Annotated in this window: 15 protein-coding genes; 14 read left to right on the top strand and 1 reads right to left on the bottom strand. The window is 63.4% G+C overall.

The features are described 5' to 3' along the window. Positions 1 to 137 precede the first annotated feature (137 nt). From ABEA23_RS00240 to ABEA23_RS00205, 8 genes are all read left to right on the top strand, one after another. Positions 138 to 800 (top strand): RNA polymerase sigma factor, encoded by a 663-nt coding sequence (locus ABEA23_RS00240; protein ID WP_345476141.1) that lies wholly within the window; start codon positions 138 to 140, stop codon positions 798 to 800. Next, complete coding sequence (locus tag ABEA23_RS00235; RefSeq protein ID WP_345476140.1) at positions 797 to 2,077, top strand: serine/threonine-protein kinase; 1,281 nt, start codon at positions 797 to 799, stop codon at positions 2,075 to 2,077. The genes ABEA23_RS00240 and ABEA23_RS00235 overlap by 4 nt, the downstream gene beginning before the upstream one ends. Positions 2,078 to 2,184: 107 nt before the next feature. Continuing rightward, complete coding sequence (locus ABEA23_RS00230) at positions 2,185 to 2,940, top strand: hypothetical protein (protein ID WP_345476139.1); 756 nt, start codon at positions 2,185 to 2,187, stop codon at positions 2,938 to 2,940. Then, positions 2,937 to 3,527, top strand: coding sequence for an OmpA family protein (locus ABEA23_RS00225; protein WP_345476138.1), 591 nt, complete (start codon positions 2,937 to 2,939; stop codon positions 3,525 to 3,527). The genes ABEA23_RS00230 and ABEA23_RS00225 overlap by 4 nt, the downstream gene beginning before the upstream one ends. 65 nt (positions 3,528 to 3,592) lie before the next feature. Next, positions 3,593 to 4,348, top strand: coding sequence for a hypothetical protein (locus ABEA23_RS00220; RefSeq protein WP_345476137.1), 756 nt, complete (start codon positions 3,593 to 3,595; stop codon positions 4,346 to 4,348). Beyond that, positions 4,341 to 4,934 (top strand): OmpA family protein, encoded by a 594-nt coding sequence (locus ABEA23_RS00215; RefSeq protein ID WP_345476136.1) that lies wholly within the window; start codon positions 4,341 to 4,343, stop codon positions 4,932 to 4,934. Before ABEA23_RS00220 ends, ABEA23_RS00215 begins: the two co-directional genes overlap by 8 nt. 64 nt (positions 4,935 to 4,998) lie before the next feature. Further along, positions 4,999 to 5,757, top strand: a complete 759-nt coding sequence (locus ABEA23_RS00210) for a hypothetical protein (RefSeq protein WP_345476135.1) — start codon at positions 4,999 to 5,001, stop codon at positions 5,755 to 5,757. After that, positions 5,750 to 6,346, top strand: coding sequence for an OmpA family protein (locus ABEA23_RS00205; RefSeq protein ID WP_345476134.1), 597 nt, complete (start codon positions 5,750 to 5,752; stop codon positions 6,344 to 6,346). The genes ABEA23_RS00210 and ABEA23_RS00205 overlap by 8 nt, the downstream gene beginning before the upstream one ends. Before the next feature lie 52 nt (positions 6,347 to 6,398). On the opposite strand, the gene ABEA23_RS00200 is transcribed toward ABEA23_RS00205, so the two are convergent. Further along, entirely contained in the window at positions 6,399 to 6,977 is a 579-nt protein-coding gene (locus ABEA23_RS00200) for a PDDEXK family nuclease (protein ID WP_345476133.1), read from the bottom strand. A gap of 927 nt (positions 6,978 to 7,904) precedes the next feature. Here ABEA23_RS00200 and ABEA23_RS00195 point away from each other — a divergent pair. From ABEA23_RS00195 to ABEA23_RS00170, 6 genes are all read left to right on the top strand, one after another. Beyond that, positions 7,905 to 8,876 (top strand): hypothetical protein, encoded by a 972-nt coding sequence (locus tag ABEA23_RS00195; RefSeq protein ID WP_345476132.1) that lies wholly within the window; start codon positions 7,905 to 7,907, stop codon positions 8,874 to 8,876. A gap of 65 nt (positions 8,877 to 8,941) precedes the next feature. Then, the gene (locus ABEA23_RS00190) at positions 8,942 to 10,771 is read left to right on the top strand and encodes a proline--tRNA ligase (protein WP_345476131.1); all 1,830 of its coding nucleotides are present in this window, start codon (positions 8,942 to 8,944) and stop codon (positions 10,769 to 10,771) included. Between the two features lie 131 nt (positions 10,772 to 10,902). After that, positions 10,903 to 11,790: a TSUP family transporter gene (locus ABEA23_RS00185; protein WP_345476130.1), complete on the top strand. Its 888-nt coding sequence runs from the start codon at positions 10,903 to 10,905 to the stop codon at positions 11,788 to 11,790. Further along, complete coding sequence (locus ABEA23_RS00180) at positions 11,718 to 12,266, top strand: ribosome maturation factor RimP (RefSeq protein ID WP_345476129.1); 549 nt, start codon at positions 11,718 to 11,720, stop codon at positions 12,264 to 12,266. Before ABEA23_RS00185 ends, ABEA23_RS00180 begins: the two co-directional genes overlap by 73 nt. Before the next feature lie 37 nt (positions 12,267 to 12,303). Further along, positions 12,304 to 13,278, top strand: a complete 975-nt coding sequence (nusA, locus tag ABEA23_RS00175) for a transcription termination factor NusA (RefSeq protein ID WP_044494262.1) — start codon at positions 12,304 to 12,306, stop codon at positions 13,276 to 13,278. A gap of 95 nt (positions 13,279 to 13,373) precedes the next feature. Further along, on the top strand, positions 13,374 to 13,616 hold the full coding sequence (locus tag ABEA23_RS00170) for a YlxR family protein (protein ID WP_044494264.1): 243 nt from the start codon (positions 13,374 to 13,376) through the stop codon (positions 13,614 to 13,616). Positions 13,617 to 13,733 lie beyond the last annotated feature (117 nt).

Genomic DNA, 13,733 nt, shown 5'->3' with positions numbered 1-13,733 from the left:
ATGCGAAAACTGGATGGTAAAACGCATGCCGATGCGCTGAGCCGCTGGGCCGGGTGCGGTGATACGGGGCGGGGGCTGAGGCTCTCCTCGCGCAATGCCCCGACGACGGGGACGGTGGCCTGTATAGACTTTCTGGCATGAGGGGCGAGGCGCAGCAGACGCAGGAAGCGGACGACGCCGCCCTCGAAGCTGCCATACGCGAGGGCAGAATCTTCACTGCTCGGACTCTCTGCCGGGATGCGGTGGAAATTGGTCAGCACGAAACCGTGCTCCGCACCCTCGCCCGCCTGGCGAGTCAGGAGCCACGAGCCGCCGAGCTGTTCATCGAGACTCTCGATGCCTCCGGCACAGTGCGGCGGTTCACTCACGCAGCGCTGTTGGACACCACTGCTGTTGAAGACGTCAGCCAGGATGCGCTGATCTCCATCGCCTCGTCACTGAACTCATTTGACGGCCGAAGCAAAGTGACCACCTGGGTGCATTCGATTGTCCGCAGGCGAGTCGCCGATTACCTCCGGCGAGCACGCGATGCCGCACCTCTGCCCGATGATGAGCAGGCACCGGCTGAGCGGATGAGCTCGATGATCGCCACTCGGGCCACCGTGCAGCAGGCTCTGGAGACGCTGGATCCCCTGTACCGTGAACCGGTAGTGCTCAGGGACATCGAAGGGCTGCCCTATGCAGAGATCGCCGCTCGGCTGGATCGGCCGGTAGGCACGGTGAAAGCACAGATCAGCCGTGGACGCGCTATCGTGGCGGCCCTGCTGCGGGATGCTCCCGCGGAGCCGGGGACGGCATGAACGTCGTGGACCGCTACCAACTGCACGAGGTCATCGGGGTGGGCTCCTTCGCCACAGTGCACCGAGCCTATGATCCGTTGCTTAATGACACGGTAGTAGTCAAAGTACTGGCTGAGAACCATAGTCTGAACCCCGAAATCCGGGAACGGTTCATCGCCGAGGGGCGTAGCCTGCGCAAAGTGGCCAGCAGACACGTGGTCAGTGTCCATGACATCGGAGAATCTGCGCGCCAGCAGCCTTTCCTAGTACTGGAGTATGCAGACCGCGGCACCCTTGCCGAACGGATCCGCAGCCTTCGCGCACAGCAGTGGCGCGCCCGGCCTGCTGATGTGCTGGCGGTGGCCCGTCCCCTTGCGGCTGCGCTGGAGGCGGTTCACGGGGCGAACCTGGTGCACCGGGATCTCAGCCCCTCCAACCTGCTGCTCACCAGTGACGCCCAGCCCCGGAGTCTGAATGGCCCAGAGCTGCTGGACAACCGGCAGCCGGATCACCAGCAGCCCTCGGCGCTGATCCGGCCCGGGGAGAGTCTGCTGCTCTCCGACCTCGGGATGTGCAAGGACCTGGCCATCAACTCCGGGCTGACCGTCTCCGGCGGCACAGCCGGGTTCCGACCACCGGAGCAGAACACCCCCGGGGTGGTGGACACCCGAGCTGACATCTGGGCAGCAACGGCGTTGCTGCGCTGGCTGAGCGAGGGTGCGGATCTTCCGAGCAGCTTCCAGAAGGTGCTCAAACGCGGACTGGCAGTGCGGCCGGAGCGCCGCCACCGAGATATCGCCGAATGGCTAGCTGATTGTGAATATGCGTTGGCACCAGAGCCTGAGCCAGATGCCCGTTCACGGCCGGTTACGGCGTCGCAGACAGATGCTTCTCCTGCACCTGGTGCAGGCAACGGATCCGTGGCCGAGCAGAAGACTGGTCACCCGCGGCGAAGCTGGGTGCTGCGGCTCGCCGCCGTCGCCGTTGCCGCGCTGCTGGGGCTGGTGGGTGGAGTGCTGCTGAGCCACAACCCTGGACCTGCCTCCTCCCAGGACGGCGTCTCGCTGAGCATTGTTGGCCCGGGGCAAGTGAGCATCGGCGAGCCCGCGCAGTTCGAAGCTGAGGTGACAGGTGCGGATTCGTGGGTGTGGATCCTCCCCACCGGCCGGCATGTGGCCGACGAGGACCAGGTCCAGCTCACGCCCACAGCACCAGGTACTGCGGAACTGATCCTGCGAACCACAACTTCCGACGGCGCGGTTCTGGAAACTGTTCACGGAATCAGAGTCACCGAATAAGAGGCGTCGCGAGGCATACACCCGGGAAGAGAGTGCAACTTTTTCGACACAACCTCCGACTCATGGGTGTAACTGTCCTCACCAGCCGATCTTTCGAAGGAGAGAATATGACCCCGCAGGAACCTCAGCTCGAGCCCAGGGCCGCGCGACGCACGACAACTCTGGCCGCCTTAGCTGCCGGATTGGTGTTCATGACGGCCTGCGCCCCCGAGGGTGAAGCAGAGTTCGCAGAAGCCAGCGGCCCAGCGGCGGAAACCGAGCCCGCCGCCGCCGAGCCAGCAGAAGCGACCGCCACGGAGAGCGGCGAGACCCAGGAACCTGAACCGCCGGCGGAGGAGACCGATCCTGCAGCCGAAGATGACTCCGCTGACACCGCCGCGATGCCGCTGGATTCTCAGGACGCCATCGAGACGATCTCCTATGAAGTGCCCGGTGAAAGCAACACCACCGTCGAGGTGGGGCTGCACAGCCTGCGCGTAGAAGGCGAGGTTATGCTGCTTGAACTGTCATTCACCGGAGAGTTCTACGGCCGAGACGCCAGCAACATTTACCAAATGTTCGGGGGGCACGCTGTCTATCCGGAACTTAACGACCGCGAGAATCTGAAGCAATACACCGTCATCGGCAGCGGTAATAGTCGCTGGTCCACCCCGGCGACTAACTCCGGCTTCCACTATGAGAGTGGCCAAACCGCGCCCTACTGGGCCTACTACGCCGCGCCGGTGGATGAGATCGAGACCATCACCGTCAGTGTGATTCCCGGAGCCATCGAGTTTGAGGACGTGGAGATCGACTGGGACGGACAGGTTTCTGCCGAAACCGCCGAGGACGCCGCCGATAACGGTGAAAGCGAGGGCGAATGACCATGAACTACCGCCGGAACTACCGCCCGCGGAAGCTGACCGTCCGAACCTCGCTGACCGGCCTCGCCGCAGGGCTGCTGGCGTGTGTCCTCATTCCCACCGCAGCGGCAGCCGCACCGCAGGGGCCGCCTCCGGAACCGGAAGGCGGCATCTCACAGGGAGACCTCGACGCATCCATCAAGGTCTGGGACATCAGCGACAACATCATCGAGCTGGGCCAGAGCGCCGATGAGGACGACGTCCTAGTCCTCGAGACAGATCTGCTCTTCGCCGCCATGGAGTGGGAGCTGCCATCCCAGGCGGAATCCAGAATCAGCAGCCTGGTGGAGGACATACCAGAGGGTGCCGGTGTGGACGTGCATGGTCACACCGACTCCAACCCGGTACCTGAGGGCTACGACTTCGATAATCAGGATCTCTCTGAGAACCGAGCCCAGGCCGTTGCTGAGCTATTGGAACGGGAACGCCCTGATCTTGACCTGAGCGTCGAGGGCTTCGGGGACTCCGAACCTGCGATGGCAGAAGACCCAGATGATCCCTCCACCTACGCCGCCAACAGGCGCGTGGAGATCCGGTACGGCGAATGATGCAACTTTGTCCCTGATTGCTTCGACTTATAGATGACCACCCCACCAACGCCAAGGAGTGCGCCATGAGCTTCAAACTCTCCCACCAGACCATCATCGGGGCCGGAACCCTGAGCCTGCTGCTGCTCAGCGGCTGTTCCCCGGACGATTCCGCTGAATTCGCTGAGACCGGAAATGCCGAACCTGTCGATACTGCCGAGCAGGCCGGCACAGCTGAGGAGACTGGCGTCGCTGAAGATCAAGGCGCGGCAGATGAGGGCTCGGATCAGCCGGATGAACCGCAGGATGAGGACGATGCCGCCGAGGATGCTGCTGACTCCGCCACGAGCAGCGAAATGAGCCACTCGGACGCCCTGCAGACCATCACTTACCCGGCACAGGCCGTTGAAGGAGAAATCACCGCGGGTCTGCAGTCCCTGACTGTTGACGGTGAGACGATGCTCCTGGAGCTGACTTTCGTGGCTGATTACGACGATTCTTCCGGGACGATGACCTTCAACGAACTGCACGGTTTTGCAGATAGCCTTGGTAACGCGTACATCGCACCGGTTCTTCACGATCGGCAGAACACGAAGTCCTATCACGTGCTGACTACCGATAATCGCCGGATGGAGTCTTACCGGGCCAGCGCCTCCTTAGGAGACACCGCGTGGTCCTCTACCGTTAGGGATCGTGAGCTCTCTCCGGGAGAGACCTTGTACACGTGGGCCACCTACGCGGCACCCCAGGATGACATCGAGATGGTGAGCGTCTCATTCGACCGCACTGCCCCGGAGTTCCAGGATGTGCAGATCCAGCAGAAGGACTCCAGCGATGAGTAACCGCAACCTGCTGGCCCGCCGGGGTTTAGTCGGTCTGAGTGCGGGTGTCCTGGTTTTTGCCGCGACCGCGGGAGCCTCGGCAGATCCGGTGCAGGATCAACCTTCTGCCCCCGGAGATACCGACGGCGCAGACCACTCCAGTTTTGTGGTTGATATCAATGCGCCAGAGTTCGTCGTCGATATCAACCCGACTGACTTTGTCATGGAACTCGGCAACTCCGAGTCCGAGGATGAAGAGGTCATTGTCTTGGAGACGGACATTCTGTTCCCGGCCATGGAGTGGGAGCTTCCCGCTGAGGCCGGTTCCCGGCTGACTGAACTGGTCGAGGAAGTCCCCGAAGGTTCGCAAGTTCAGGTCCACGGTCATACCGATTCGAACCCGGTTCCAGACGGTCATGACTTCGACAATGAGGTGCTTTCGGGGAATCGCGCGCAGGCGGTTGCCGATTCGCTAGCGGAGTCTCGCCCTGATCTCACCCTGGAGGTAGCGGGCTTCGGTGAGGCTCAGCCTGCCGTCACCGAGGATCCTGAAGATCCCAGTACCTACGCCGCCAACAGGCGTGTGGAAATTCGGTACGGCGAATGATGCAACTTTGTCCCTGTTCTCCGCGACTTATAGATGACAATCCACCAAAGCCAAGGAGTGCGCCATGAGCTTCAAACTCTCCCACCAGGCCGTCGTCGGGGCCGGAACTCTGAGCCTGCTGCTGCTCAGCGGTTGTTCCCCGGATGATTCCGCTGAGTTCCAGGACGCGGACCCTGCTGCAGAGACTGCAGAAACCAGCGTGGAGCCAGACGAACCCAATACAGAGGCGGACTCCGAGGAAGAGCCTGGAGATGCCGCCCCAGGCGAGGACGAGGCAGAACAGTCCAGCGCCTCAACTGACTCGACCCTCAACCATGAAGACGCCGTTGACACCATCACCTACCCCATCGCCAGCAGCTCCGGCATCGAGGGCGAGATCTCCATGGGGCTTCATTCCTTGGAAGTCACCGACCAGGGCATGCTGCTGACTATGAGTTTTGTGCCGGATTATGACGACTCTGACGGGCCAGTACGATTCTTCGACGGACTGCACACCGCAGGAAACATCGACTCCTACCTGCTGCCGGCGGTCAACGACCGGCGAAACATGAAGGCCTACTACGTTCCCAACGCCGAGGGCGAGCACCTCAGCGGATGGACCTACTTCCGCACCGAACCGTGGGCCTCCTCTATGGATATCCACGTGCGTTCCGGGGAGACTGCGGTGCTCTGGGCTTACTACCCGGTCCCCGAAGACAAGGTCGACACTGTCGACGTCGCGGTAATGCCCGGCGTGCAGGACTTCCGGGACGTGCAGATCAACTGGGGCGACTACGAGCCGGGAGACTTCGGCAATGCTGCCGAGGTGGATGGTGATGAGTGAGACACGCGCAATCCGCCGTCTCCGGTCGGTGAGTGTGGGACTGCTCTCGGCAGCGCTGCTGATGGGCACCGTCGTGGGGGCCTCCGCTGACGACGAGCAGCCCTCTGGACCTCCTGAAGCGCCGGAGGGTATCGGCGCTATGGAAGATTTCGTCGCCCGCTACGACGGCGGGGAGTTCATCCGCCGCTTTGAGGGCGGCCCATTCATCGCCCGGCTCGGCTCCCGTGTGTCGGAGGAGACTGCGGTCATCGTTTTGGAGACAGACATCCTCTTCCCGGCGATGGAGTGGGAGCTGCCTGGGGGTGCTGGACCGGCGATCGCCGATCTCGCCGAGGAAGTCCCCGAAGGCGCGACTGTGGCGATCCACGGCCACACGGACTCCAACCCTGTGCCAGAAAGCTATGACTTCGATAACCAGGAGCTGTCAGAAAATCGGGCGCAGGCCGTAGCTGATGCATTGGCTGAGGAACGCCCGGACCTGCAGCTCACGGTTGAGGGCTTCGGAGACTCCAATCCGGCAGTGGAGGAGGATGAGGAGGATCCGTCCACCTTTGCCGCCAACAGACGTGTCGAGATTCGGTACGGCTGAGCAGCCTTGAGGTGAGAGGCGCCGTCGTCAGCTCCGGGTTGGCAGTACCGGGCTAGGCCAAGGACGCACAACGACGCCGCGGAACACCGGCCTCGTTGAGGATGCGGTCCAGCCGACGGGGATCCTGCAGGCTGGACCAATCCCAGCGGATGACGCGGTAGCCCAATCGGCGGATGGCGTCTTCGCGCTTCTTTTCCTTCAACACCGCCTCCTGAGCGGTCATTCCGAATGAGGCGGCTTTCAGGTACTTCTGATCGCCGTCGAACTCTCCTGCGATGCCGGCCGAGTCCCACATGAAGTCCACGTACGCGATTGTGCCGTCGTGGAGGGTCAGCTTGGTCTGGAGGTCCGGTGGATCGTAGCCCAGCTGATGGATCAGCACCCGAGAGAAGGACTCCCCAGGGTTTTCAGCCCGGGCGTCGGATAAGTCCCACGCGCGGCGTGTACGGCTGCGGGCCCGCATTGACGGCAGCACCTCCGCCCAGCGGTGAAGGTCTTCCTCAGTCCCGGCGCTGCGTAGGCGGTGACGGCCGGCGCGAAAGGCATCGATGAGCGCTACCGCTGCTGGCTGCGGCAGCCTGTGGATGGTGTCGAGCACCGCTAGGGTCAGCGGTTCCGAACGAAGCGTCATACCCTCGGTGCTAACGAGACTCAGCTCCGGAACGTCGAGCTCCACCAGAGCATCTGTATAGCGCTTGGCCGGCTGGTGTGGGTCTGAGATGCGATATGCCTGTGGGTATTGAACCGCACGGACAGGGAGACTCTGGAAGATTGAGGGGCGCCCCGCTGATATTTGGCTGGGGATGGGGAAGCCCGCAGCGGCGCAGAGTTCTCGAAGTCGACCTGATGGTGCCGACCCGGTCATTGATCGGGGCCGAGTCCTCCCGGTGCTGGAGTTTGTCCTCACCCGAACATCTACGTGTTGAGCAGGGTGGAGAAGGCTGATCCCGTGGAGCATAAGGGCCGTTTCCCGGCAGAACACGGTCCCGGGCTGCTGGAGGTTCTTGGCGGCAGCGGCAATGAGCGGCCGCTCCCAGGGCGGTGAACGCACCCATGCGAGTGAATCCAGGTACACACCACGCCTGATTCGGACCAGCTCGCCGTGGTCCACGGCTGCGCTGAGTGCATGTGAGTCAGGGGCATCGCCGTCGACTGCTGGGAGCAGGAGGGGAGACTTCTCAGTGACTAGACCCATCCTTCGACTATCGGGGAATAGTGGTCGGCGGAATAGATGCTTCTGGAATCTGTGGAAAACCACTGCGTCCATCGGCCTATTGAGGGAGTGCCAGGAATACCCGGGCTTCGGGGTTTTACCGCCCCGTATATGCCCGGGTAAATCTCCGAAGCTCGGGTAAAACGACCAGCATTGCGGCGACTGCGCCGCCGGCCGGTGCTGCACCCCTCACGCAGCGGAAACGGTGGAGGGGTGCCGTGGCAATCCGGCAGGGCGAGTGAAACGGTGGAGGGGTGCTGTGGCGGTCCGGCTGGGCGAGTGAAACGGCGGAGGGATGCCGTGCCTCCACCGGCAGCGGCGTCAGCCGCGCTACTGTGAGCGACGATGAAATCAACCCTGCGCGCCTCCACCGTGGCCCTGACCACTGCGGCCTTCACCGCCGCACTGCTGCTGACCTCCTGCGACGCCGAACGAGAGGCCCAGGAAGAAGCTCTCGGCGGGGGCCCAGTCAGCAATTCGGGCCAGATCCGCGCTTCAGCGCCGGAGCCCACCGGCAAGCAGCTGTCCCATGACCGGCTCCGCAGTGCGCTGGAAGAGCAGTTCGACGGCGCCGAGATCACTGACACCGACACCTACTGGGCCGACCAGCGCGACCTCAATCGTGAGCTGCAGAAACTCGCGGTCAGCCCCACCGACTGCAAGTCCTTCGTGATCACCTCCGCACTGCCGGTGCCCTCCGGATCGCTGACCGCAGTGGCCCGCAGTGAGAACCGGCAGCGCGCGGTCTACAGCTTTGAAGACACCGAAGCCGCGCAGTCCTACGTGCAGAATGAGCAGGAGGGACTAGCTGAATGCCGCGAGTACCGGGTGACCCGGGAACTCAACGATGAGCAGATCGAAGCCTCCACCACTCTGCGGCCCCTGGAAATACGCTCCGGAGCGGAAACCTCCTTGGCACTGCAGCGCCGGGTAGAGTCCGACGGCGACTCCGAACGCAGCGTCGGCGTGCTGCTGAGTCACGGCTCCCTGGTGGCGGTAGCTGTGGAGACCTTCGAAGAGGATCCCGACGAGGCAGAAATGGACCAGACCGTCGTCGAGCTGGAGGCAGAGGCCGCGGCGGTGCTCTCCCAGCTCACCGGAGAAGAGATCATCGCCCCTGAACCGGAACCCGAACCCGAGCCTGAGGAAGACGAAGACGAGACGGACGGTGCCGAGGAAGGCGGGTCTGAAGACTCCACCAGTGCAGAGGACTCCGCCGAGGAGAACGACGACGCCGCTGACCCGGATAGCAGCGAGCAGACAACAGATGAGCAGACAACAGATGAGACCGGCAGCGAAGAGAGCGGCGACGCCTAAGCCGTAGTACCACCGGTAAACTCGGACCCCAGAGACCCGCGCCACCGAAGAGAAGCGAGACCCCTGTGCCCACACGCCTTTCCCACCTGTTCCTGCGCACCCTGCGCGAGAGCCCCGCGGACGCCGAGGTGGCCAGCCACCAGCTGCTGGTGCGCGCCGGTTATATCCGCCGCGCAGCTCCGGGCATCTACTCCTGGCTGCCGCTGGGTCTGACCGTGCTGCGCAAGGTGGAGCAGGTGGTGCGTGAGGAGATGAACGCCATCGGCGCCCAGGAGGTGCACTTCCCTGCGCTGCTGCCCAAGGAGCCCTATGAGGCCACCGGCCGCTGGGAGGACTATGGGGACAACATCTTCCGTCTGCAGGACCGCAAGGACGCTGATTACCTGTTGGCTCCCACTCATGAAGAGATGTTCACCATGCTGGTGAAGGACCTCTACAGCTCCTACAAAGACCTGCCGGTCAACCTCTACCAGATCCAGACCAAATACCGTGACGAGGCTCGCCCCCGCGCCGGACTGCTGCGCGGCCGGGAGTTCATCATGAAGGACTCCTACTCGTTCTGCCTCAGCGACGAGGATCAGCAGGCCGCCTATGACGCCCACCGCGCCGCGTACCTGCGCATCTTCGAACGACTCAGCCTTGAGGTCGTCCCGGTTTCTGCGGTATCCGGCGCCATGGGCGGATCGGCCTCCGAGGAATTCCTGCACCCCAGCCCGGTGGGTGAAGACACCTTCGTGGAGTCACCGGCCGGATACCGCGCCAATGTGGAAGCAGTCACCACCCCGGCCCCTGAGCCCATCGACTACACCGACCTTCCCCCGGCCCAGGTCCATCTCACCCCCGGTACTGACACCATTCAAACGCTGGTCGACGCCGCCAACGCCAACCACCCGCGCAGCGACCGCGAGTGGACCGCGGCAGACACGCTGAAGAACGTCGTCGTCGCCGTGGTCACCCCCGAAGGTGAGCGCCGGCTGGCCATCATCGGAGTCCCGGGCGACCGCGATGTAGACCTCAAACGTGCAGAGGCCACCATCGGCACGCAGCTGAGCATCGCCGGAGAGGTGATCCTGGAGGCCGCCACCGAGGCCGATTTCGCTAAGAACCCGGGCCTGGTGCGCGGATACATCGGCCCCGGCCTGAGCCTGGAGGAACCTCAGCTCGGTGCTGCCAGCGACGACGAGCAGAAGCCTGCATCGGTCACCGGAATCCCGTACCTGGTGGACCCTCGCGTGGTCTCCGGCACCAGCTGGATCACCGGCGCCAACGAGCCGGACAAGCACGTTTTCGGGCTTGTTGCAGGACGGGACTTCAGCTGGGACGGCGTCATCGAATCCGTCGTCGTCCGTGATGGTGACCCGGCACCGGATGGCTCCGGACCGCTGGCTACCCGTCGCGGCATTGAGATGGGCCACATCTTCATGCTCGGACGCCGCTACGCCGAAGCACTGGGCCTGCAGGTCTTGGATGAGAACGGTAAGCGCGCCACCGTCACCATGGGCTCCTACGGCATTGGCGTGACCCGCGCGCTGGCCGCCATCGCTGAGTCGCATCACGATGACAAGGGGCTGATCTGGCCGGCAGCACTGGCTCCGGCCGATGTGCACCTGGTGGCCACCGGCAAGGGCACCGAGGTCTTCGACGCCGCCGAGCAGCTGGCCGCTGACCTGGAGGCCGAAGGCATCAGCGTGATCTACGACGATCGTCCGAAGGTCTCCCCAGGTGTGAAGTTCGGCGACGCCGAACTGCTGGGTGTGCCCACCATTATGGTGGTCGGCCGCGGCCTGAAGGATGGCAAGGTCGAGCTGAAGGACCGCCGCTCCGGTGAAGCCCAGGAGGTTGAACTGAGCGAGGCAGTCGCCGTCGTTGCTGAGCGCGTCAAGGCACTGCGCTGAGTACTGGGGCACCGCTGAGCACTGGAACAGAGCTCATTGCTGGAGCAGAGCTGATTGTTGAAGCAGGAACGATTACTGGCACAGGACTGAGCGCTGCAGTCGGGTTCGTCACTGATGCGGCACCACCAGCGATGATCCAGTCCCCCGGCGACCTGCTGAGTGTGGAGGTCGGCGGCGTCGCTCTGCTGACGCTGCTGCTGTTGCTGCTGGCCGGATTCGCCGCAGGCTGGGTGGACGCCGTCGTCGGCGGGGGAGGGCTGCTGCAGCTTCCTGCGCTGCTGATGGTCCCCGGGATCACCCCGGTGCAGGCGCTGGCGACCAACAAGCTCGGCTCCATCTTCGGCACCACCACCTCAGCCATCACCTATGCGCGCAGAGTACGGCCCAGTATGCGCACTGCACTGCCCATGGCCTTCGCCGCGCTGCTGGCCAGCTATGGCGGGGCGGTAGTGGCGGCCTCGCTGCCGGAGCAGATCATCCTGCCGCTGATCCTGGTGGCGCTGATCGGTGTGGGTGTCTTCACCGCGGTGAAACCCAATGTGGGGCAGCTGGAGAAGCTGCGGCACACCGGCATCAGCCACCTCTCGCGTGCGGTGCTGATCGGCATGATCATCGGCTTCTACGACGGCGTGCTGGGACCTGGCACTGGAACCTTCCTGATCATCGCGCTGGTCACCGTTCTGGGGTACAGCTTCCTGAACTCCTCCGCGCAGGCCAAAGTGGTCAATGTTGCCACCAACCTCGGGGCGCTGCTGTTCTTCGCCCCGGCCGGACATGTGATGGTGGTGTTGGGCCTGCTGCTGGGTGTTGCCAATATGCTCGGCGGCTACGTGGGCGCCCGGATGGCCATCGCCAAAGGCTCGAAGTTCATCAGAGTCGTTTTCCTGATCGTGGTTTTCGCTCTGGTGCTCAAACTCGGCTATGACGTACTGGCAGAATGGGGACCATGGCTGTTTCACCACGTGCAAGCTCTGACCGGCGCTTCCCAGATGAGCGCACCGCTGCCCTCGGCGCACTGATTGAACCGATTGCTGCCTCCCACGGGCTTTATCTGGAGGAACTGCAGCTGAAGCCCAGCGGTGCAGACACCGTGCTGCGCGTCGTCGTTGACTATGAGACCGGCACCGAACAGGTGGATCTGGACACTATCGCAGAGCTGTCCCAGGGTGTCAGCGAGGGGTTGGATAAGGATGATCCGCTGCCAGATGTGGACAGCTACGAGCTGGAGGTCAGCACCCCCGGGGCTACCCGCCCGCTGACCGAACCCCGGCATTTCCGCCGCAATATGGGGCGCCTGCTGGAGATCGAACGCGCCGGTGAACCGGTGCTCTCGGCGCGGCTGAAAGAAGTCGACGACGACGGCGTGACCGTGGCTGAGATCAAGCCCGCACCCAAGAAGGGGATGGTCCCCAAAACCGGCCCCGACACACACATTCCCTATGCGTCAATCACTCGTGCCAGAGTGCAGGTAGAGTTTTCACACACGGAAGAGTGACGTCTACAGGCGTAAACAGGTTGGACCGGAGGCACAAGTGGATATCGATATGAGCGCCCTGCGCATGCTCGTCAAAGAGCGTGACATTCCCCTCGAGAAGCTGATACCTGCCATTGAGCAGGCGCTCGTGCTCGCCTATCACAAGAGCCCTGGTGCGCTGCAGCATGCGCGCGCTGAGATCGACCAGACCACTGGGCACGTGGCGATCTGGGCCAAAGAGCTGGACGAAAACGGCCAGGTGATCGGTGAATTCGATGACACCCCGAACAACTTTGGCCGGGTGGCGGCATCCACGGCGCGTCAGGTCATCATGCAGCGCATCCGCGATGCTGAAGATGACCAGGTCCTCGGGGAGTTCAAGGGCAAAGAGGGCGAGCTGATCTCCGGCATCGTCCAGCAGGGCCGCAACCCGCACATGATCCAGGTGGACATCGGCGGGGTTGAAGCGCTGCTGCCCCCGCAGGAGCATGTCCCCGGTGAGCAGTACACCCACGGTTCGCGTCTGCGTGCCTTCGTGGTCGATGTCCACCGCGGTTTCAAGGGGCCTTCCATTACGCTCTCCCGCTCCCACCCGGGTCTGGTGAAGAAGCTCTTCGCGCACGAGGTCCCCGAGATCGCTGACGGCACCGTGGAGATCACCTCTATCGCCCGCGAGGCAGGACACCGCACCAAGATCGCCGTGCGCGCACACCAGTCCGGTATCAATGCCAAGGGTGCCTGCATCGGTGCCATGGGATCACGGGTGCGTGCGGTGATGACTGAGCTGAACGACGAGAAGATCGACATCATCGACCACGACGACGATCCGGCGACCTTCATCGCCAATGCGCTGTCCCCGGCCAAGGTGAGTTCAGTCACCGTCCTGGACGAGGCCACCCGGTCAGCTCGCGCCGTCGTTCCGGAGTACCAGCTCTCCCTGGCCATCGGCAAGGAAGGGCAGAACGCCCGCCTGGCAGCCAAGCTCACCGGCTGGCGCATCGACATCACCTCCGAGGGAGCAGATGCCGAATGAGGAGTATCGAGCCCAACGCGGCCGAAGCGAGCACTTCAGGCCTGAAGGCCGCATCACCGAGTGCCCGCCGTCGGACCTATCACTGGTAGACTCGTATGGTTCCTGTCCGGACCTGCATCGGCTGCCGCCAACGGGCCGAACAGGATGAGGTTGTCAGATTCGCTGCCGAGGGCGCCCAGGTTGTCCTGGATTCCGCCCGTCGCAAGCCCGGTCGTGGAGCGTGGCTCCACCCGCGGCGCGAATGCCTCGACGCCGCGCTGAAGCGGAAGGCGTTTAGCCGCGCATTCCGTCAGCAGGTGGCGACTGACCAGCTCAGCTTTGAGCAGCTGCAGCGCTGATATCCAGCGCAACAGCCGTCCCGAAGCTGAAACATAAATGTCCGTAAACGATGAAGGCGGGTTGGAAAGAGATGAACACCCGATGAGCACCGACGGATGAGCAGCCAGTGATGAACA

The sequence above is a fragment of the Nesterenkonia rhizosphaerae genome, from assembly GCF_039544555.1.
In the GTDB taxonomy this organism is placed as follows: Bacteria; Actinomycetota; Actinomycetes; order Actinomycetales; family Micrococcaceae; genus Nesterenkonia; species Nesterenkonia rhizosphaerae.
The sequence above is the reverse complement of the archived record's forward strand: the minus strand, read 5'-3'. Positions and strand labels throughout refer to the sequence as shown.